This is a genomic window from Kordiimonas lipolytica (assembly GCF_042651265.1).
Classification (GTDB): domain Bacteria; phylum Pseudomonadota; class Alphaproteobacteria; order Sphingomonadales; family Kordiimonadaceae; genus Kordiimonas; species Kordiimonas lipolytica.
On the sequence record NZ_JBHSCR010000016.1, the window covers coordinates 33,118 to 52,291 of the forward strand.

The following is a 19,174-nucleotide window of genomic DNA, read 5'->3' on the forward strand; positions in this document are numbered from 1 at the left end:
CTTGCGGCCCTGCGTCTTGCGTTGATCAGAAGGTAATGTTCGCCTGAACGCTTGAAAATATCGAAATATCGTATCCTGCGTTCGTTTTTAGGCAACACTTATTCCGAATGCTGTGATTGCTGGCCGGCATCCGTGCGCACAAGGTGAAGCTTCGCGGCCTGGTGATAATAGACTTCGGAAAGATCGACACTGCCATCGTCGTTCACGATCATTTTGTCGCGCATCACCTGGCGGGCAATCAGCATGATGTCGCCCTCGATATCCGGCAGTTTTACTTTCGCGCGGAAAGGCTCATCGGCTGGTGCGCCGGTGGTGCAGCCAACACTGTTGCTGCAGGGAGCCGCTGCCTGCAACAGCACGTTGGTGTGCGGGATTGGTGTTTTGATGCTGGCGATCTCATAGACCGGATAGGCATCCTCGCCCGTCAGGTCGCGGGTGTAGGAAATCACAATCTCGCCTGGATGCAGCTTGTAGACATTGACCTCCACATCAATGACAGATCCTGCCTCAACCGTATGGGAGGGTGCGGTCATTCCGTCAACATCGGGGGCACCGAAGGGGGCAGCCTTGAGCGCATTGCCGTCATAGGCGTGTCCGTCCTGCAGCGGCGTGGGGGATATCAGATCAATATGGGCGCTTGCTGCGGGGGCTGCCAGCGGTGCAGCCATGGCGGCGGCAAGAAAATAGTGTGGTTTCATTGTCGGGTTGTCTCTCGCTTAGGGAAATAAAGGCGACCATATGCCGGATGCGGGCACGCTTCCTGTCACGGTAGATCACGCTTGTGTGAAGCAGCCCTATGCTTGTCGTTGCATCGCTCGGGCTACTCTGCTATATCGCGCTCCAACTTGTTCTTTGACACATTGATAGTTCTTGAAAGAGGTATGCCATGAAGATCGATGGTAACGCGATCCGTCCGGGTAATGTAATTGAGCACAAAGGCGGCCTGTGGCGCGCTGTTAAAATCGCCCACACCCAGCCAGGTAAAGGCGGCGCATATCTGCAGGTTGAATTGAAAAACCTGCGTGACGGCACCAAGCTGAACGAGCGTTTCCGCTCTTCGGAAAAAGTTGAAAAAGTCAGCCTCGAGCAAAAAGACTATCAGTTCCTGTTCCAGGATGGTGACATGTTCAACTTCATGGACCAGGAAACCTACGAACAGATCGCAATTTCCGCTGAAGACATCGGTGATGACGCAGTCTTCCTGCAAGACGGCATGACTGTTGTTATCGAAATGTATGAAGAGAGCCCGCTGGGCGTAAGCCTGCCGGACAAGGTGACTTTGGAAGTAACCGAGACCGAGCCTGTGGTTAAAGGCCAGACGGCGTCTTCTTCCTACAAGCCAGCTATTCTTGAAAACGGCCTGAAGGTTGGCGTGCCACCTTTCGTCAATGCCGGTGACAAGATCATCGTCTCTACAGCAGAGCGTGAATACGCCGGTCGCGCTGACTAAAGCGCGCCGGTAAAGCCCGACTTTTAATTCTGTATTGTCCTGAGTAAATCCCGAAAGATTGGAGAGCCCCATGGCCCGTCGTTCGCCCCTGATTAACGTGATGGTTGGTGCTGTCATGAAAGCAGCCCGTAACCTTCGCCGCGATTTTGGTGAAGTTGAACAGCTTCAGGTTTCCAAAAAAGGCCCGGCCGATTTCGTGTCAGCCGCCGACAAGCGCGCCGAGCGCACCATCTATGAAGAACTGAGCCATGCTCGCCCCGATTTTGGCTTCCTGATGGAAGAAGCCGGTGAAATCCCGGGCAAGCGCGGCGACATCCGCTTCATCGTTGACCCGCTGGACGGCACCACCAACTTCCTGCACGGCCTGCCGCATTTTGCGCTGACTGTGGCGGTGGAAGAGCGCGGCGAGATCACGGCTGCTGTTACATACGCGCCGCTGACAGACGAGCTGTTCTGGGCCGAAAAGGGCCAGGGCGCTTACCTGAACGACAGCCGCCTGCGTGTTTCCGGCCGCGACAAGATGGAAACCGCGCTTCTGGCGACCGGCATTCCGTTCAAGGGCTGTGAAGGCCACATGGATTTCATGGCAGAGCTTGCTGAGTTTATGCCGTCTGTCGCGGGTGTTCGCCGCTTTGGCGCGGCGTCGCTTGATCTGGCCTATGTGGCAGCTGGCCGCTATGACGGTTTCTGGGAATCGAACCTGAAGCCGTGGGACATTGCAGCAGGCATCCTGTTGGTGAAGGAAGCCGGCGGCTATGTGACTGACATGGACGGCAAGCCGGACATGCTGAAGACCGGCGGCATCATCGCCGCGAACGACCGCCTGCATGCGCCAATCGAGCGTGTGATCAAGCGCGCACGTCGCAAGCTGGCGCAAAACACAGCTGGCTAAAAGGCCTGTCAAAACCGAATCCGAGAAGGGCTGTGGGCGTTTGTCTGCAGCCCTTTTTCTGTGTCCAGGTTCGCATGGCTTTCACAAATGTATGGGAGGCATTCGAAGATGTTGGCCGAAATTCAGGGACACGTCCCTACATTTAAGGTCTTCCCACAAGCAGCGTGAAGGGTATCGCCGTGACAGACAAACTGACCATCATTGGTACACCAGTCTCCCCATATGTCCGCAAGGTTCTGGCTGTGCTGGACATGAAGGCGGTGCCCTTCCGCTGTATCCCGCAGGTGCCGTTTCTGGGGGATGAGAATTTCACGCGCATCAGCCCGCTCAGACGTGTGCCGGTGATGCAGATCGGGGATTTCACCCTGCCGGACAGCACGGCGATTGTGCAGTATCTGGATGAAGCACACCCCGAGACGATGGCCTATCCCGGTGATATCCGCGACCGGGCCCGCGCCCGCTGGTTCGAAGAATATGCCGATGACCACCTGGGGCGGAACGTGCTTTTCAAACTGTTTTTCCAGCGCGTGGTGCGCCCGCGCATCTTCAAGGAAGAGCCGGACGAGGCGATTGTCGCCGAAGCGCTGGAGGGCGACTTGCCGAGGGCGCTTGATTACCTTGAAGGCGAAGTGCCGGATGAAGGCTTCCTCGCGGGCGACCTGAGTGCCGGGGATATCATCATCGCGACGCTCATGAAAAACGCCCTGTGGGCGGGTTGGCAGCTGGACGCAGACCGTTGGCCGCGTTTTGCAGCCTGGCTCGCGCGGGTAAACGCCACCCCGTCTGTTTCAAAGGTCAACGCCCTGGCTGACGAGGTTGTGAACGCAAACCCAAAAGAACAGATGGTTATCCTGCGCCGCTATTTCGGAAAAGCCTGAACCTGCGGCAAAGCCTGAAGCGGGATGTGGAAATGGATTTCTGTCCCGTTGATGCAGGGCCGCAATTTTCCTTGAAAAGCTTATATTCCCGCTGGCCCATGTGCTCGCGGACGATAAATCATTCTATTTGACCCATTTACAGCCACAATTCTGCCCTTAAACTAGGACGTCATTAATGCCATAACTGTTTGTGGTTATTTGATTTCCTGATGGGAGAGGCAGGCGAGATGCAGAAACCAACCAAGTTCCTGACAAGAATGACACTGTTTGTCGGTGTGGTGATCGTGCTTGGGGTGCTCCTTAAGGACTCGCTCATCGATGCCTTTCTCGCCAACGTGGCGCTCAACGGCGTTATCATCGGCACGCTTATCGTGGGCGCCGTGTTCGCCTACCGCCGCGTGTTTGACCTGAAGCCGGAGATCGACTGGATCACCGCCTTCAAGCGGAATGAAAGCGCCAGCTCAAGCGTAACGCCCCGCCTGATGGCACCTGCGGCGTCGCTCCTTTCCGCGCAGGAAGAGGGCGGCATGCGCCTCTCCACGCTTTCGATGCGCTCAGTGCTGGACGGTATCATCTCCCGCCTTGAGGAAAGTCGCGAGATCAGCCGGTATTTCACCGGGCTTCTGATTTTCCTGGGGCTTCTGGGTACCTTCTGGGGCCTTCTGGGCACCATTGGCGCCATCGGCCAGACTATCAAGAGCCTGACAGTGGACGGCGGCGACATGGCGCTGATGTTTGACGAGCTTAAGGCAGGCCTTGAAGCGCCCCTCTCGGGCATGGGCACGGCCTTTTCCAGCTCGCTGTTTGGTCTGGGTGGCAGCCTTGTGCTTGGCTTCCTGGACCTGCAGGCCAGCCAGGCGCAGACGCGTTTTTATAACAGTGTTGAAGACTGGCTCGCCTCCGTCACGCACCTGTCGCGGAGCGAGATGAGCGAGGGCATGGCCAGCCCGAACGCCTATATGACCGCGCTGATGGAGCAAACCGCAGACGGCATCGACCGGCTGCAGCGCACGCTCAAGAGCAGTGAAGACGCCCGCGCGCAAGGCCAGCACACCATGACGGCCATCGCCGAATCGCTCGCGACCCTGGGCGACAGGCTCGCGGCGGCAGACCAGCGCCGGGGTGAAAGCGACAATACGGTCAAGGAACTTGCCACCGCGATTGAGAAGCTGGCGGCCAGCCACAAGCCGGTGGAAATTCCGCCCATGCCGCCCGCCATGGATGACGCCACCAAAGGCCATATCCGCAACCTGGATGTGGGCATCAAGCGTTTGATCGACGAGCAGGCGCGCCAGTCTGACAATCTGGTGGACGAGCTGCGCGCCGAACTCAAGCTGCTGTCGCGCACCATTGCCGTTGCGTTTGACGCAACGAAAACCGGCCCGGCTGCGACGCCCCCCAAAAGCGTGACGGCCACCAAGTCAGATGAGGGCCAGGGCTGATGATAGGCGCACGCAGGCGCATCGGGGGCGGCGGCCAGGATAATAGCTGGCCCGGTTTTGTGGACGCGCTGTCCACGCTTCTGATGGTTATCATCTTCCTGCTTTCAATGTTTGTGCTGGCGCAGTTCTTTCTGGGGCAGGCGCTCTCCGGGCGCGATCAGGCGCTGGCGGAGCTGAGGGGGCAGGTGGCCCAGCTGGGTGACCTGCTGAAGATGGAAAAGCAATCCAACCAGGCGCTTCGGGACAGCATGGCTGAGCTTTCCGCCTCGCTCACCGCCGCGAACAAAGACCGTGACAGGCTAAGCGCAGACCTGGAAGCCACCCGCACGGCGCTTGAAGCTAGCGATGCGCGGCTTGCGGACATGACAGCCGCGCGGGAGAGGTTTGAAAGTGATGCCAAGGATTTGGCTGAGCGCTTCAAGTTGGCGGACGATGCACTTTCGGAAGAAAAGATCATCTCCCGCCGCGCGCAGGCACAGGTGGCGCAGTTGCAGCGCAATATCACAGCCCTTCAGGAACAGCTTGGGCGGCTTGAGGCCGCCCTTCAGGCCAGCGAGGAACGCGACCGCCGCAATCAGGCCGTGATCGTGGATATGGGCCGCAGGCTGAACCGCGCGCTTGCTTCCAAGGTTGAAGAACTGGCGGGCTACCGCAGCGAATTCTTCGGTCGGCTGAAAGAGGTTCTCAGCACGCGCCCTGAAATCCGCGTGGAAGGGGACCGCTTCGTGTTCGCAAGCGAACTGTTGTTCGCTTCCGGCAGCGCGGATTTGGGCCCAGAAGGCCGCGCCGAAATGCGCAAGTTCGCCGAAACGCTGATCAAAATTTCGCAGGAAATCCCGTCTGAGCTTGAGTGGATCCTGCGCGTGGACGGCCACACGGACAAGCGCCCAATTTCGAACGCGCAGTTCCGCAGCAACTGGGAGCTTTCAAGCGCGCGGGCGATCAGCGTGGTCAGGTTTCTGATCTCGGTCGGCGTACCGGCAGAGCGCCTCGCCGCCACCGGTTTCGGCGAGTTTCAGCCCATTGATCCGGCCGATAACGTCTTCGCCTACAGCCGCAATCGCCGCATCGAAATGCGCCTGACGCAGAGGTAGGGGTGCGGAATCAGTCTTTCGAGAGAGCTCATCGTATGCTTCAAGGTCAGACCTTGAGACCTGACGACGTGGAATTTCACGACGCGGTTATCCTCGCCATAGAGCAGCAGGGGAACGACAGGATTCTGCTTGTCGAATATGCTTATGTAAGTTCACTGGCGAGAACCGTTGAGTGCAATGTGAAGCTTCTTGGCATAGGGCCGGTGCAATGCTCCGACGAAGGTTCTGTTGAGTTAAAGATGCTGGGGGATGATGCCGCAATTCTCGATTTTGACGTTGATAGTAGAGGGCAATGCAACTTGCTGGTCATTTGGGACAATTATGAAAATCGCGATGAGAAAACTGGGCATCATGAGCAGATTACACGCCGTTATTTGTTTTCATGCCAGAAGATGGAAATTGTATTTCTGAGGTACTCTGAATAGGGCATATTTGCTGCGATAGTAACCGCCGTATTGAGATGCGCCTGACGCAGCGGTAGGGGAAGAGATGCCCATCCTTGAATTTCAACACTATTGCGTCCTGTTGTTGGCGGCTTCCATTTCCTGCGCTTTGATGTCTATGATGCGCTCCATTCCGAAAGCCGTCAGGTATGCACTGGCAACACTAGCAGCTGTTGCAGCAATGCCTTTCGTTGCATCCAAGTTTTCAGGTGGGACCGACCCCTGGTTGCTTGTTGGGGCGATGATGTGGTTCCCATTTCCACTGGCCGTTTCTGTGTTGACAGATATGACTTTGGACAGGGTTTTGAAAAGACCGCGTGAGTTTGGCGATTACCTGAAAGGTGGAATTGTTGCTGGCGCTTTGGTGATAGCTGCCCTCATGGGTTTGGTGGTTTCCACCTCGGCAACAACGGCCTAATAGCGGAAGAAAACTGGGACTTAAAACTAACCTAATGGTCTATTCGCGTGTGCGGCGAGGGGTGATAGGCTCCCTCTAGGCAAGCGGAGAGGATTTTCATGATCACGCGACTATTGAGCCTTGTGCTTTTCCTTGCTGTCGCGCCTGCGGCGGCGGCGCAGATTGACGATATCGCCGCGAAGATGCAGGCAGGGGAGTACAAAGGCATCACCGGCATGATGGTCAGCCGCGATGGTGAGATACTGGCGGAGGCCTACGCGCCCGGCAATAGCCCGGACAAGCGCCACGACATCCGCTCTGCGACCAAAAGCATCACGGCGCTTCTGGTGGGGGAGCTGATCGAGGACGGCAGCCTCAAGTCCGTCAAGGTCAAGCTTTCGAAAATCCTGCCTGACGATTTCAAGCATATGCCGAAGGACGACCCCCGCCGCGATATCACGGTTGAGGATGCGCTGACCATGCGCACGGGCCTTGCCTGCAATGACTGGATACCAGCCAGCGTGGGGCAGGAAGACAAAATGTACAAAACCCGCGACTGGGGCGCGTTCCTGTGGGCCTTGCCGATGGCCTATGAGCGGGGTGAGCATTTCAGCTATTGCACCGGCGGCGTGGTGTATTTGGGCCGCGTCATTGAAAAGCTCGCGGGCAAGCCCGTGCCAGACTATGCAGAAGAATGCCTGTTCGGCCCCATGGGGATCGAGGGCGCCAAGTGGGAGAAAACCCCCACGGGCCATACCGACACCGGCGGGCATCTGCGGCTGACGCTCCCTGACCTGCACCGCATTGGCGCGTTGGTTAGAAACGGCGGGGAAGGGCTGGTGGACCCCAAGTGGCTGAAGGAAGCCACATCAGAGAAGACCCACGTGTATGAGCGGAACGAGCGGTACGGTTACTTGTGGTGGCTCAATAGCGGCATCGTCAAGGAACAGCCCATCAGCCTCGTGTACGCGCACGGCAACGGCGGCAATTTCATTTTTTATGTGCCTGAGCTGAATCTGGTCGCTGCCTTCACCGGCAAGAATTACGGCGACCGCAGCCAGTTCATCCCGATGCAGCTGCTGACCCGCGAGATCATCCCAAGCCTGATTGAAGCTGACTAGGCTGCATCACCGAACTGCAGGTCCGCGAGGCGTTTATAGAGGCCGCCTTTGGCCACCAGCTCATCATGCGTGCCTTCGGCAACAATCTTGCCGTCCTCTAACACGATGATGCGGTCCACTTTCTTGACCGTCGCAAGGCGGTGGGCGATCACCAGCGTGGTGCGGCCTTCCATCAGGTGCTCAAGCGCTTCCTGAACCTTCAGTTCCGATTCGGCGTCCAAAGCGCTTGTGGCTTCATCGAGGAGGAGGATCGGTGCATCACGGAGGATTGCGCGGGCGATGGCGATGCGCTGGCGCTGTCCGCCAGAAAGCCGTGTGCCGCGTTCGCCCAGGAAAGTATCGAAGCCGTTCGTGGCGCGCTCGACGAACTCGGTCGCCGCTGCCGCTTCAACTGCCTGCCGGACTTCCTCGTCCGTTGCATCCTGCCGGCCATAGCGCACGTTCTCAGCAATCGTGTCAGCGAAGATGATGGTCTCCTGCGGCACGAATGCCAGATGTTCGCGGAAGGCTTTCGGGTCTGTCTGGGCGATATCAATGCCGTCCATCTTCACAGCTCCCGACTGCGGGTCGTAGAAACGAAGCAGCAGCTGCAGCACGGTGGACTTGCCCGCACCAGACGGGCCCACAAGCGCCACAGTCTCGCCCGCCTTCACATGCAGGTTGAAATTCTCCAGCGCTGCCACGTCCGGCTTGGTCGGATAATGGAATGTTACGTTATCGAAATGAATGTCACCTTCCACCTTGGCAGGCAGGGCCAAGGGCTGGTCTGGCGCCTTGATCTTGGCTTCGGCAGACAGCAGCTCCGCCAGACGCCCAGCCGCACCGGCGGCGCGCTGCAGCTCGCTATAGACCTCGGATAACGCCCCGAAGGCACCGGCCACAAACACAGCCCGCATGATGAAATCAAGCATCTGGCCGCCAGACATGGTGCCGGTCATCACATCCTGCGCGCCTTCATAAAGCACCAGCGCGATGGCGGAAAAGATCATGAAGATCATGATGAAGGTTAGGCCCGCGCGCACCTGGATGCGGCGTTTGGCAGCCCCGAAAGCGTCGTCTACCTGATCGCCAAACCTTCGGGCTTCCGTGCCTTCCTGCGTGAAGGCCTGCACGATGTTGAGGGCCGCGAGCGACTCGCCAGCCCGCGCGCCCACATCAGCCACCTTGTCCTGGCTGGTGCGCGACAGGGTGCGTACGCGCCGCCCCACAACGATGATGATGCCGAGAAGCAGTGGAATCACCAGCGCGATATAGCTCATCAGCTTGGGCGACATGACAAAAAGCCACACTGTGCCGATGACAGCGATCAGGAAATTCCTGATCCAGACCGAGACGGATGAGCCCACAATGGTTTGCACCAGCGTGGTGTCGGCCGTGAGGCGGGAGACGATCTCGCCGGGGCGGTTTTCCTCAAAGAATTCTGGCGACAGGGTGATCAGCCGCTCATAGACCGCCTTCCGTATGTCTGCGACAACCCGTTCGCCGATCCAGGTGACGAAGTAGAATCGGCAGGCGGTGGCGACAGCCATCACCACCACAATGGCAACGAAAATAAGGAAATAATCGTTTACTTTCTTGGCGTTGTCGCTTGAGAAGCCTTTGTCGACAATGTCGCCAAGGGCGGTTGGTACCACCAGGACCGTGCCTGCGGCGACCAGAAGAAAGAAACCAGCCAGTACCAGTTGCAGTTTGTAGGGGCGCACGAAAGACCAGAGCGTCCTCAGGTTCGCGAGCTTGCCTTTTGGCGGTTCGTGCTCGCTGCGGATGGTACTGTCTGACATGGGTGCTCCCTTGGGTGCTTCTGTGGTGCTTCTGTGGCTTTTGGTTTTGCTGATATAGGGACTGGTGCGCCATAATCCAATCAACGAATTTGGCACTCTTATAATGCGGTCATGGGGGAAGATGAAAGGAAAGCGATCATTATTTTTGCGCCCTGAGCCAAAAAGAGCAGAAACAGCCTTGCATTCCCTGAAATATTGACCTATACGGACGCCTCGTTTTCGGAGGTATGACCATGAAACAAGAAATTCATCCCGACTACCACACTATCAAAGTGGTAATGACTGACGGGACGACTTTTGAGACCCGCTCTACTTGGGGCTCGGAAGGCGACACTATGACGCTTGAGATTGATCCTAAGTCGCACCCAGCATGGACTGGCGGCGCACGTCAGGTTCTTGAAGGCGGCCGCGTGGCTAAATTCAACAAGCGCTTCGGTGGCCTGTCGCTCAAGAAGTAAGTCGTTCTCGACATTCAAGTTTTTCGGAAAAGGCGTCCAAATCGGGCGCCTTTTTCATTTTCTCCCCTTGAAGGCCTGAAACTGCTCCCCACATATGAATTGTCCGGTCGCCGAATGCGGGGCCAGACGTGGAACCGACCCGGCAGATTTGCGGGTCACATATATCAGTCGCTTCAACTGGAGGACATGAAATGAGAAGTTTTGACCTTTCCCCCCTTATGCGCAGCACCGTCGGCTTCGATCATCTGAGCCGTTTGCTCGATTCGACCCTGAACACAGAAGGCGCCAGCGCATATCCGCCATACAATATCGAAAAGCTGAGCGAAGATGACTACCGAATCACCATGGCAGTCGCCGGTTTTTCGCCTGAAGAATTGAATGTCACCGTTCAGGAAGGCACGCTCTATATCTCTGGCAAGGGCCAGGAAGATGAAGAAGAGCGCCGGTTCTTGCACAAGGGCATCGCAAAGCGCGCCTTCGAGCGCCGCTTCGAGCTCGCGGAAACCATCCGCGTTGGTGACGCCAAGTTTGAAAACGGTCTTCTTGAAATTGAACTGAAGCGCGTGATCCCTGATCACAAGAAACCGCGTCAGGTCGAAATCCGCTCGACGGAAGCGAAGATGAAGACCATCGAGGCTGACGCCGCCTAAGGGCAGGCAAGCCTTGGCGCCCTGACCCCTTTCGGGGCGCCGTTTACCACAGTTTCCTCCACGACTCCTCGCTGTCGTGTACCTAACGTGAGAGCCGGACTTTTCCTCCCCCCCCCTAATCCCCCTGGCTCTCACGTTCTTTTATGTGCCTTGAAGAAAAGTCCTTCGCTGGCGCTCAGTGTACTTTCCTTCAGTTTCCATAATGAGAAAACAAGCCTCGAGGCGGCTCTTCGCCTTGTTTTCGCTTGCCTTTGAAAAATCCGTCGTTCGACGGATTTCAAGATCAACACAGCAAAACTGAAACGAAAACCGCTTTGAGGTTCAGTTTTTCAAATGGCTAGCGGGGAAAAGTACACCGAGGCGAAGCCGAGGGACTTTTTCACGATTTAAAAAATGCTTCTGCAGCCGCCTTGCTGGAGCCCTTGGCGTCGAGCTCGCGCTTGGTGCGGGTGATCTCATGTTCAAGCCGGCTGATGCGCTCTTCAAGTTCATGGGCGCTCAGGGTCGAGAGGTCTTCCTTCTCCACAGCGGTCAGTGGGCTGTCTTTCTTGATGGGGAGATCGTCAAAATCCATGGCGCATGCCTCCTGCCTTTTTTCACCTTTTACCTTGTATTCCTGCCTATCGCCCACAGATTAATTAGGCAAGCAGGGAGATGAATTCATGAAAGCCGTAGAGATTACAACACCGGGTGGCCCGGACGTTTTGAAGCCATGTGAGCGCGAGACACCAGTGGCAGGAGAGGGCGAAATCCTGATTCGCGTGGAAGCCGCAGGTGTGAACCGGCCTGACGTGGTGCAGCGGCTTGGCCGCTATCCGGCCCCGCCGGGCGCAAGCGATATACCCGGCCTTGAAGTGGCGGGCGAAGTAGTGGCGTTGGGTGCTGGCACTGAGGGCTTCAAAGTGGGCGACAAGGTCTGCGCGCTGGTGCCGGGCGGCGGATACGCGGAATTTTGCACGGCAAACGCCGCCTGCGCGATGCATGTTCCGAAGGGCTTTTCCATGGTGCAAGCTGCGGCGATCCCGGAAACCTATTTTACCGTCTGGTCCAACCTGTTTGACCGCGCGGGCCTGACAGAGGGCGAAACGCTTCTGGTGCATGGTGGGTCATCGGGCATTGGTTCCACGGCCATTCAGTTGGCGAAGGCGTTCGGTGCGAAGGTGATTACGACCGTGGGCAATGCTGAAAAAGCTGACTTCTGCACGAAGTTGGGCGCGGATGTGTTGGTGAATTACCGCGAGGATGATTTTGTCGAAGCCGTGAAAGACTTCACGGGCGGGGTGGGCGTGAATGTGGTGCTCGATATGGTGGGCGGCGATTATATCGCCAAAAACATCGAGTGCCTGGCCGTAGAAGGCCGCCATGTGTCCATTGCCTTTCTGCAGGGGCCGCAGGTTGACGTGAATATGCTGCCGGTGATGCTGAAGCGCCTGGTGCTGACTGGCAGCACGCTTCGGGCGCGCGACAATAGCTTCAAGGGTGCGATCGCTCGGGCATTGCAGGCACAGGTCTGGCCGCTGATGGAAGCGGGCAAAGTGGCGCCTGTGATTGATTCGGTTTACCCGCTGGAGCAGGCATCTGAGGCCCACGCACGCATGGAGACCAGCCAGCATATGGGCAAAATCATGCTTGAGGTGGCCTAAGGCGTATCCAGTAGGCCGAAAGCTGCCTGAAAGGGGATAAAATCTGGCCTTTTGACCATGTTTCGCCATGACAGAGGCCTTTCTACCTGTTACACATGGCGTGGGAGGAATTTCTCTCCCCCCTTTCAGGAAAAACATGGATCCAGAGAGGGCAGGTAGGCGGCACCGCTTATCTGGGCGAAGAGGAATTTCCGTAAACAAGGGATAACGGGATGACACAACCTTTGATGCCGATGGCCACCGCTGTATGGCTGGTGGATAACACGGCGCTTACATTCAAGCAGATTGCCGAATTCTGCCAGTTGCACGAACTTGAAGTTCAGGGCGTTGCAGACGGCACTGTTGGCATGAACATTGTGGGGCAGGATCCAACGGCCAGCGGCCAGCTGACGTGGGACGAGATCAACCGCTGCCAGGCAGATGCGAAAGCATCGCTGGTGCTCAGTGAAGATGATGTGAAAGCGGTTCCGCGCACAAAGGGCCCGCGCTATACGCCGGTGTCCAAGCGTCAGGACAAGCCAGACGCGATCGCTTGGCTCGTGCGCAATCACCCAGAGCTTTCAGACCTGCAGATCAGCCGCCTGGTGGGTACCACCAAGCCGACAATCAGCGCGATCCGTGAACGCAGCCACTGGAACATCCAGAATATCAAGCCGCAGGACCCGGTTGGCCTGGGCCTTTGCAAGCAGATTGAGCTTGATGAAGCTGTGCGCCAGGCTGCTGCCCGCCGCGACAAGGCTGCTGCAAAGTCCGGTGAAGCCCCGGCTGAAGCTGCAGAAGCGCCAGTCGAGGCTCCAGTTGAAGCGCCGGTGGAAGCCGCTCCGGAAAAAGAGCTGACGGCAGCTGACGTATTTGGTGAAGCGCCTGCTGAGGACGCTGACAAAGAATAAAACCTGACATTCGGGTGAAAGCCATCAGGGCAAACAAAAAGCGCGAGGACCTGCCTCGCGCTTTTTTTGTTCTATCTATTTGCCGTTAGTGCCTGACCAGGCGGGTCATTTCTTCTTTCAGGCGGAGTTTCTGCTTCTTAAGCTGTGCTATTCGTATCGTATCGGGGCACGGCCTGTGTTCTTCCCGGGTGATGATCTCTTCAATTTCAGCATGTTTCGCGTTCAAGGTATTCACATGCGACTGTAGGTTCATTCCCGCACTCCTTTTGTTACGATTTTAAGACACTTCCATGAGACCAAAAGGTGGGGCTTTTGTCACGGAAAACATTTGCGCCTGACCACTTGTCCTGTATCTTCGGGCACTTAGCAAATCGCCGGAAAACCGCCAATTGAAGGATTATTGCGCCAAATGGCAGAGACTCGAAAGAAAAGGTTGATTGTTGCCATCACAGGCGCCAGTGGTGTGGCCTACGGCGTGCGGGCGCTTGAGCTTCTGGCGGACCTGGATGTGGAACGCCATCTGGTGATGTCCAAGGCGGGTGAACGTACCCTTCTTGAGGAAACGGACTATAGCGTGCGTGAGGTGCAAGCTATGGCGGATGTGCTCTATCCGGCGAAGGATATTGGTGCAGCGATCGCCAGCGGGTCTTTCCGCACCATGGGCATGCTGATTGCGCCGTGTTCCATTAAGACCATGGGGGAAATACGCACCGGGATTACCTCCAGCCTGGTCAGCCGTGCGGCGGACGTGATTCTGAAGGAGCGCAAGCGCCTTGTGCTGATGGTGCGGGAAACGCCTTTGCATACCGGGCATCTGCGCACCATGACCGCGCTGAGCGAGATGGGCGCGATAATCGCCCCGCCTGTGCCAAGCCTTTACGCCAAACCGGCGAGCATCGACGAGATGGTGACCTACACGGCCGCCCGCGCGCTTGACCTGTTTGACCTGGAAGTGGAAGGCCTTAACCGCTGGGGCCAATAGCTGGCTTTACTTAGGCGTTTTCGGTGCCTTGAGCTTGCCGCCGCAAATCTGCAGATAGCTGCTGACGCAGGGCCATACGTCGCGGGCGTGGCCTGATTTTACAGGCGGGCGTATGAGGCACTTCAGAAGCGCGCGTTGCTCGGCCTGTTCCATCGCCAGTTCTTCTGCCTTGGCGTCTTCGTAGCCGTCCTGCCCCCTAAGGGCCTTCCGTGCCATGCGCAGCGGGGCCAGGCGCTCGCGCTGCCACCAGTCTGCGGCTTCCAAGAGCATATCCCAGTTATCTGCCGCCGGGCGTACGCCGTGATCGTCCATCCATAGGCACAGCAGCAGTAGGTTTACGTCCGCGCCAAGGCTGTCCTGGGCCTCAAGGCAGGCTTCCTGCATCGGGGCGTGGGCATAGGTCCCGCAGGCGAAATTCCAAAAATCGTCCGGCGTGGGCCACGCGGTTGCTGCCTTTGCTTCTATGTCGGCGTCTGCCATGCTATAACCACCCCAGTTCAAATGAGTTTTGGGGCCAGTATATGGATGAGGATGCCATCAGGGAGCAGATTTCCGCCCTTATGGAGGAACACCGCGACCTGGATGATGCTATTACCGCGCTGCAGCGCGCCGGCACGTTTGATCTGTTGCAGGTGCAGCGGATGAAGAAACGCAAGCTTCTTTTGAAGGACGAGATTTCCAAACTGCGCAATATTCTGGTGCCTGACATTATCGCTTAAGACATCCTCGTTTGAGGAACCATTTTCTGACTAATGGGGCTGACGGTCTTGTCTCCCGGTTTGGCCCCTAGCGTGGCTCGCTGTCGCCCTTCATGTCCCGCTTGTGCTCATACATGGCCCTGTCGGCCTTGTCGATTGCCTCGTCTGGCTTGTCGCCCTGACGGAAGGTATAGGTGCCGAAGGCCATGCTCATCTTGATGGTCTCACCGCCGATCACCAGCGGGTTCTCAGCAATGGTCTGCGCAAGCGAGGCGGCCTTGTCGTGGCCAACCTGTTCATCGGCCTGTGCCAGAATCACCCCAAACTCGTCACCGCCCAGGCGGCCGATCACATCGGTGCCGCGGACATTGTCAACCAGCGTCCGGGCCACGTGGAAGAGCGCCTTGTCGCCTGCCTCATGGCCGTATTTGTCGTTGATCAACTTCATGTCGTTGAGGTCAATGAACATCAGCGTCGACGGCGTGCCGTACCGTTCAGCGAAGCTGATCATGCGGTTCAGCTCGCGCACAAAGGCGCGCCGGTTCGGGATCGGGAGCAGGGCGTCTGTATCCGCCATGTCTTCCATTTCCCGCAGCCGCCTGTTGGTGGCGTCCAGTTCACGCCTGAGCTTGTCCACTTCTTCCATCAGCGACATGATCGCCTGCTGGACGCGTGGGGTCATTTCCTCAGGGGGAATGGTCGTAACCTGCACGGTGTCGTTTATTTCGCGCGCGCCGGACGTTTCAGTCGCGCTACCGGTCGCCCCGGTTTTGCGCACGGGGCGCGTCGGGGCGGTACGCATGACGCCGGGTGTATTGGTTATTTTCATACAAAACCCTGTACCGGTTACTTTTGACTGCACATAACCCATTATGGCGTCTTTGTGAATCGACTTGCAAGTTTCCTGATAAAATTGGCGCGAATTAGGCGGATTTCGGGGCTTTCCGGCAAAGCTTGCATTAAGGAGGCGCATGCCTATAATGCGCGCTCCGCCGGGCGGCAGATGGGTTGCCGTGCCTACGGATATCGTCATGGAAACGAGGATGGAAGCGACCATGAGCATAGAGACGCCCGAAATCGGAATCATTATGGGTAGCCAGTCTGACTGGCCGACAATGAAGCACGCAGCCGATGTGCTTGATGAACTTGGCGTGTCTTATGAGACCCGCATCGTTTCCGCCCACCGTACCCCTGACCGCCTGTATGACTATGCCAAGACCGCGCGTGACCGCGGGTTCAAGTGCATTATCGCGGGTGCGGGCGGTGCGGCGCACCTGCCGGGGATGGCCGCAGCCATGACCCCGCTGCCGGTCTTCGGGGTGCCTGTTAAATCCAGCATGCTTTCGGGCAAGGACAGCCTGCTGTCGATCGTGCAGATGCCGGGCGGTGTGCCTGTTGGTACGCTCGCAATCGGCAAGGCAGGGGCCAAGAATGCCGGCCTTCTGGCGGCAGCCGTGATCGCCCTGATGGATGAAGAAGTTGCTGCCAAGCTCGATGCCTGGCGCGCCGCGCAAACTGAAAGCGTGGCTGAAATTCCTGTAGACGACGCTTAACCGCTAACTGCAAAGGCAGGACCCCGCATGACACAGATCGCACCAGGTGGAAAAATTGGAATTCTAGGCGGTGGCCAGCTTGGCCGCATGCTCGCCTTGGCAGCTGCCCGCCTTGGCTATCGGTGCCATATCTTTTGCCCCGATGTTCGCAGCCCGGCCTTTCATGTGGCCAGCGATTTCACCATCGCTGAATATGAAAATGAAGACGCGCTCGCAGAATTTGCCTCCAGCGTCGATGTAGCGACCTACGAATTTGAAAACGTCCCGGCCCGCACGGCTGAGATCGTGGCAAAGGAAACGCTGCTGCGCCCTGGCGCGCGTGCGCTCGAAGTGTCGCAGGACCGTCTGGTCGAGAAGAAATTCCTTAATGAGTGCGGTGTGAAAACCGCGCCCTTCATGCCTTTCCAGACCCAGGAAGAGCTGGATGAGGCCTTCAAGGAAATTGGCCGCCCGTCTGTCGCCAAGACCCGCCGGTTTGGCTATGACGGCAAGGGCCAGTTGATGATCAAGGCCCGCAAGGACGTGGACCTTGTCATGGATGTCACCAAGGGTGCGCCTGCCATCCTTGAAGGGTTCGTGACATTCGACCGCGAGATCAGCGTTGTTGTGGCGCGCTCGGCATCGGGCGATGTGGCGGCTTTCCCCGTGGCGGAAAACGTGCACACCAACCATATTCTGGACACCAGCACGGTGCCGGCGCAAATCTCTGAAGTGGTCGAGGCCAAGGCCAAGGTAATGGCAACCCGTATCGCCAATGCGCTTGAATATATCGGCGTGATGACCGTTGAGATGTTCGTGAGCGACGGCACAGGCGAGATTGTGGTCAACGAGATCGCCCCGCGCGTGCACAACAGCGGCCATTGGACCATTGAAGGTGCTGTCACCAGCCAGTTCGAACAGCATATCCGCGCCATCTGTGACCTGCCGCTTGGGGGCACCGATGCCAAGGGCAAGGTATTGATGAAAAACCTTCTGGGCGAAGATATCCTGGATTGGGAGAAATACCTCTCTGACCCTAAGGCTCACTTCCACCACTATGGCAAGCTGGAGCCGCGCGAAGGCCGCAAGATGGGCCACGTGACCTGGGTTAACCCAGACGAATAGACGCTGGCGAATAAACGCAGGAAGCGAGAGGGAGGCCGCAGCCTCCCTTTTTTGTTTTATTTGTTGTCCAGCTGGGCGCGGACACTGGCCAGCCCATGCATGGTGATGCGGTAAGGCCCGCCGCCACGGCTGGCGATGAAGCCGCGCCGCTTCATTTTTCGGAACAGGCCAACGCTGAAGCCCGCAAGGCGCCAGCCTTCGCGGTTCACACAATTGGCTTCAATAATTTTCCTGCGCTCGTCGCGTTCAATAAGAATAGCGCCGCCCTGCGCCAAAGCATGCAGCGCGCGCTGTTCGGATTTCGAAATATTCAATGGGGAAACTCCGCCACATAGAAAAGGGCTCCGCCCACGCGGGTGGGGGAGGGTTTCTATTTCCCTGCCGCCTCAAGTGGGGCAGGGCCTAGCGGGTCTCTGACAGTAGTTTCACAAACGCTCCGTATCTGGAACGCTATTCATAGCGGAAGCGGGCGGGGCCTGTCTAGTTCCAGAAAGTTGTAATGATATAACTTTTGGTATAAGGTTGCCACATCAGGTGGGGAGGCCTTATGCGACATTGGATATTTGGCATTTCAGCCATGCTGCTTGCGGGGTGCGCTTCAGCGCCGACGGCGGGTGAGTGGCCGGAAATGAAAATCGACCGGTCAGAGCTTGAGCGCGTCTCGCTGAAGGGCCGGATTGTTATCATTGAACAGGTGCCGCGTTTCCTGCAGTTCGGCAGCGCGCGCATCGTCAGCCCCAGTCTTGACCATTATCTGTTTTGGGATTTCTGCCGCGGCTCCGGCCTTGTGTGGCAGATGGTTGCGCTCAGGCCGGATGACCGCGCCAGTTCCGGCTGGTCTTTCACGCGCACCAGAGCCATACCTGCCACACAGAATCACGCGGCAGAAACACAGGTCACCGAAGGCTTTGTGGAAAGACGCATCGTCGGGTATGCGGATCTCAAGAAGGCTGGTCTTGCCTTCTTCAAGCCCGGCGCCATCAAGTGCGATGCTACTTATGGCGACCCGATTTGAAGCGGCCTAGCGCTCCAGAATCCAGGTGGCGTGTTCGGCGTGGACCTTGAAACCGTATTTATCGGCGAAGGCATAGACGATATCGCGCATGGGGAAGCCTTTTGACCGGCTCCAGTGCCAGTCGTCGCCGGTGATCTGGGCGTCGGGCCACAGCTCATGGCACACTTCAAGGTCAATGGCCTGCTTGTTGGCGTCGATATACACCAGCTCAGGCTCGAAGCCCTTTTCCTTCAGTTCATAAAGCGCGTCAGGTGACAGACCGCGGTAAGGCACGAAGCGGCCCTCAAACCCGCGCAGATTCGCAAGCGCCGTGGGGAAAGGGCCCTGGCGCTCAACGTCTGCAGCGAAGCGCTTCTGGTCTGCCATATCAGGGTATTCACGCGTCAGCTTCGGGCGGCCCACATAACGCTGGACCTGCTCGATCAGATGATCGCTCCAGGGGTCCACGCCCACGAGTTTCAGCTCAGGGTCCAGGCTCAGCCAGCGCTTCGCACTTGAGCACAGGAAACAGCCGATCTCCAGCATATAGCGGGGCTTACGCTTGCGGATGATCTCATCCACCATGTCCCGGCCATAGCCCCCCAGCGTATAGTCCCACGCCACGAGGCCTTCGGTCTCAGGCCATGGGTTTTCCGCCAGCAGCTTTTCAAATGCAGTATCGGTCATGCTATGCCCCGGATACA

General features: G+C 57.6%; 25 protein-coding genes. 17 read left to right on the top strand and 8 right to left on the bottom strand.

Annotated elements, in window-relative coordinates; translation table 11 throughout:
- Positions 1-98: 98 nt before the first annotated feature.
- On the bottom strand, positions 99-698 hold the full coding sequence (locus tag ACFO5Q_RS15495; protein ID WP_068146818.1) for a hypothetical protein: 600 nt from the start codon (positions 696-698) through the stop codon (positions 99-101).
- 188 nt (positions 699-886) lie between these two features.
- On the opposite strand from ACFO5Q_RS15495, the gene efp reads away from it, so the two are divergent.
- The 8 genes from efp to ACFO5Q_RS15535 all read left to right on the top strand — a co-directional run bounded on the left by efp (position 887) and on the right by ACFO5Q_RS15535 (position 7,717).
- The gene (gene efp / locus ACFO5Q_RS15500) at positions 887-1,450 is read left to right on the top strand and encodes an elongation factor P (RefSeq protein WP_068146821.1); all 564 of its coding nucleotides are present in this window, start codon (positions 887-889) and stop codon (positions 1,448-1,450) included.
- 70 nt (positions 1,451-1,520) lie between these two features.
- The gene (locus ACFO5Q_RS15505) at positions 1,521-2,342 is read left to right on the top strand and encodes an inositol monophosphatase family protein (RefSeq protein WP_068146822.1); all 822 of its coding nucleotides are present in this window, start codon (positions 1,521-1,523) and stop codon (positions 2,340-2,342) included.
- 179 nt (positions 2,343-2,521) lie between these two features.
- Positions 2,522-3,220, top strand: a complete 699-nt coding sequence (locus tag ACFO5Q_RS15510) for a glutathione S-transferase family protein (protein ID WP_197421022.1) — start codon at positions 2,522-2,524, stop codon at positions 3,218-3,220.
- A 227-nt stretch (positions 3,221-3,447) separates the two neighbouring features.
- Positions 3,448-4,662: a hypothetical protein gene (locus ACFO5Q_RS15515; protein WP_068146830.1), complete on the top strand. Its 1,215-nt coding sequence runs from the start codon at positions 3,448-3,450 to the stop codon at positions 4,660-4,662.
- A complete protein-coding gene (locus ACFO5Q_RS15520; protein ID WP_068146833.1) occupies positions 4,662-5,756 on the top strand; it encodes a peptidoglycan -binding protein in 1,095 nt (364 codons plus the stop codon). The genes ACFO5Q_RS15515 and ACFO5Q_RS15520 overlap by 1 nt, the downstream gene beginning before the upstream one ends.
- A 35-nt stretch (positions 5,757-5,791) precedes the next feature.
- A complete protein-coding gene (locus tag ACFO5Q_RS15525) occupies positions 5,792-6,181 on the top strand; it encodes a hypothetical protein (RefSeq protein WP_068146835.1) in 390 nt (129 codons plus the stop codon).
- 64 nt (positions 6,182-6,245) lie between these two features.
- Entirely contained in the window at positions 6,246-6,617 is a 372-nt protein-coding gene (locus ACFO5Q_RS15530; RefSeq protein WP_068146838.1) for a hypothetical protein, read from the top strand.
- Positions 6,618-6,715: 98 nt separating this feature from the next.
- Positions 6,716-7,717: a serine hydrolase domain-containing protein gene (locus tag ACFO5Q_RS15535; RefSeq protein WP_068146841.1), complete on the top strand. Its 1,002-nt coding sequence runs from the start codon at positions 6,716-6,718 to the stop codon at positions 7,715-7,717.
- Here ACFO5Q_RS15535 and ACFO5Q_RS15540 read toward each other — a convergent pair.
- On the bottom strand, positions 7,714-9,498 hold the full coding sequence (locus ACFO5Q_RS15540; protein ID WP_068146845.1) for an ABC transporter transmembrane domain-containing protein: 1,785 nt from the start codon (positions 9,496-9,498) through the stop codon (positions 7,714-7,716). The genes ACFO5Q_RS15535 and ACFO5Q_RS15540 overlap by 4 nt on opposite strands.
- Positions 9,499-9,731: 233 nt before the next feature.
- Here ACFO5Q_RS15540 and rpmE point away from each other — a divergent pair, with 233 nt between their 5' ends.
- Positions 9,732-9,956 carry a 50S ribosomal protein L31 gene (gene rpmE, locus ACFO5Q_RS15545; protein WP_068146850.1) on the top strand — a complete coding sequence of 75 codons (225 nt, stop codon included), beginning with the start codon at positions 9,732-9,734 and terminating at the stop codon, positions 9,954-9,956.
- Between the two features lie 191 nt (positions 9,957-10,147).
- On the top strand, positions 10,148-10,606 hold the full coding sequence (locus ACFO5Q_RS15550; RefSeq protein WP_068146853.1) for an Hsp20 family protein: 459 nt from the start codon (positions 10,148-10,150) through the stop codon (positions 10,604-10,606).
- 379 nt (positions 10,607-10,985) lie between these two features.
- Here the strand turns inward: ACFO5Q_RS15550 and ACFO5Q_RS15555 are convergent, their stop codons facing one another.
- Entirely contained in the window at positions 10,986-11,180 is a 195-nt protein-coding gene (locus ACFO5Q_RS15555) for a DUF1192 domain-containing protein (protein WP_068146856.1), read from the bottom strand.
- A gap of 88 nt (positions 11,181-11,268) precedes the next feature.
- Here ACFO5Q_RS15555 and ACFO5Q_RS15560 point away from each other — a divergent pair, with 88 nt between their 5' ends.
- Both ACFO5Q_RS15560 and ACFO5Q_RS15565 read left to right on the top strand, forming a co-directional pair.
- Positions 11,269-12,249, top strand: coding sequence for an NAD(P)H-quinone oxidoreductase (locus tag ACFO5Q_RS15560; protein WP_068146859.1), 981 nt, complete (start codon positions 11,269-11,271; stop codon positions 12,247-12,249).
- A gap of 212 nt (positions 12,250-12,461) precedes the next feature.
- Positions 12,462-13,139, top strand: coding sequence for a DUF1013 domain-containing protein (locus tag ACFO5Q_RS15565; RefSeq protein WP_068146862.1), 678 nt, complete (start codon positions 12,462-12,464; stop codon positions 13,137-13,139).
- A gap of 85 nt (positions 13,140-13,224) precedes the next feature.
- On the opposite strand, the gene ACFO5Q_RS15570 is transcribed toward ACFO5Q_RS15565, so the two are convergent.
- On the bottom strand, positions 13,225-13,392 hold the full coding sequence (locus tag ACFO5Q_RS15570) for a YdcH family protein (protein ID WP_074519394.1): 168 nt from the start codon (positions 13,390-13,392) through the stop codon (positions 13,225-13,227).
- Between the two features lie 156 nt (positions 13,393-13,548).
- Here ACFO5Q_RS15570 and ACFO5Q_RS15575 point away from each other — a divergent pair, with 156 nt between their 5' ends.
- Positions 13,549-14,121: a UbiX family flavin prenyltransferase gene (locus ACFO5Q_RS15575; protein WP_068146865.1), complete on the top strand. Its 573-nt coding sequence runs from the start codon at positions 13,549-13,551 to the stop codon at positions 14,119-14,121.
- Between the two features lie 6 nt (positions 14,122-14,127).
- Here the strand turns inward: ACFO5Q_RS15575 and ACFO5Q_RS15580 are convergent, their stop codons facing one another.
- The gene (locus ACFO5Q_RS15580) at positions 14,128-14,601 is read right to left on the bottom strand and encodes a TIGR02444 family protein (RefSeq protein WP_068146868.1); all 474 of its coding nucleotides are present in this window, start codon (positions 14,599-14,601) and stop codon (positions 14,128-14,130) included.
- Positions 14,602-14,642: 41 nt separating this feature from the next.
- Here ACFO5Q_RS15580 and ACFO5Q_RS15585 point away from each other — a divergent pair, with 41 nt between their 5' ends.
- Positions 14,643-14,840 carry a YdcH family protein gene (locus ACFO5Q_RS15585; RefSeq protein ID WP_068146871.1) on the top strand — a complete coding sequence of 66 codons (198 nt, stop codon included), beginning with the start codon at positions 14,643-14,645 and terminating at the stop codon, positions 14,838-14,840.
- A 67-nt stretch (positions 14,841-14,907) separates the two neighbouring features.
- On the opposite strand, the gene ACFO5Q_RS15590 is transcribed toward ACFO5Q_RS15585, so the two are convergent.
- Complete coding sequence (locus ACFO5Q_RS15590; RefSeq protein WP_068146969.1) at positions 14,908-15,648, bottom strand: GGDEF domain-containing protein; 741 nt, start codon at positions 15,646-15,648, stop codon at positions 14,908-14,910.
- A gap of 226 nt (positions 15,649-15,874) precedes the next feature.
- On the opposite strand from ACFO5Q_RS15590, the gene purE reads away from it, so the two are divergent.
- Together purE and ACFO5Q_RS15600 are read left to right on the top strand one after the other, a co-directional pair.
- Entirely contained in the window at positions 15,875-16,372 is a 498-nt protein-coding gene (gene purE / locus ACFO5Q_RS15595; protein ID WP_068146972.1) for a 5-(carboxyamino)imidazole ribonucleotide mutase, read from the top strand.
- A gap of 27 nt (positions 16,373-16,399) precedes the next feature.
- Positions 16,400-17,476 carry a 5-(carboxyamino)imidazole ribonucleotide synthase gene (locus ACFO5Q_RS15600; protein WP_068146873.1) on the top strand — a complete coding sequence of 359 codons (1,077 nt, stop codon included), beginning with the start codon at positions 16,400-16,402 and terminating at the stop codon, positions 17,474-17,476.
- A 56-nt stretch (positions 17,477-17,532) separates the two neighbouring features.
- Here the strand turns inward: ACFO5Q_RS15600 and ACFO5Q_RS15605 are convergent, their stop codons facing one another.
- Positions 17,533-17,790 carry a YjhX family toxin gene (locus ACFO5Q_RS15605; RefSeq protein WP_068146876.1) on the bottom strand — a complete coding sequence of 86 codons (258 nt, stop codon included), beginning with the start codon at positions 17,788-17,790 and terminating at the stop codon, positions 17,533-17,535.
- 233 nt (positions 17,791-18,023) lie between these two features.
- On the opposite strand from ACFO5Q_RS15605, the gene ACFO5Q_RS15610 reads away from it, so the two are divergent.
- Entirely contained in the window at positions 18,024-18,491 is a 468-nt protein-coding gene (locus tag ACFO5Q_RS15610) for a hypothetical protein (RefSeq protein ID WP_068146881.1), read from the top strand.
- Between the two features lie 6 nt (positions 18,492-18,497).
- On the opposite strand, the gene ACFO5Q_RS15615 is transcribed toward ACFO5Q_RS15610, so the two are convergent.
- Positions 18,498-19,157, bottom strand: coding sequence for a hypothetical protein (locus tag ACFO5Q_RS15615; protein WP_068146884.1), 660 nt, complete (start codon positions 19,155-19,157; stop codon positions 18,498-18,500).
- Positions 19,158-19,174 lie beyond the last annotated feature (17 nt).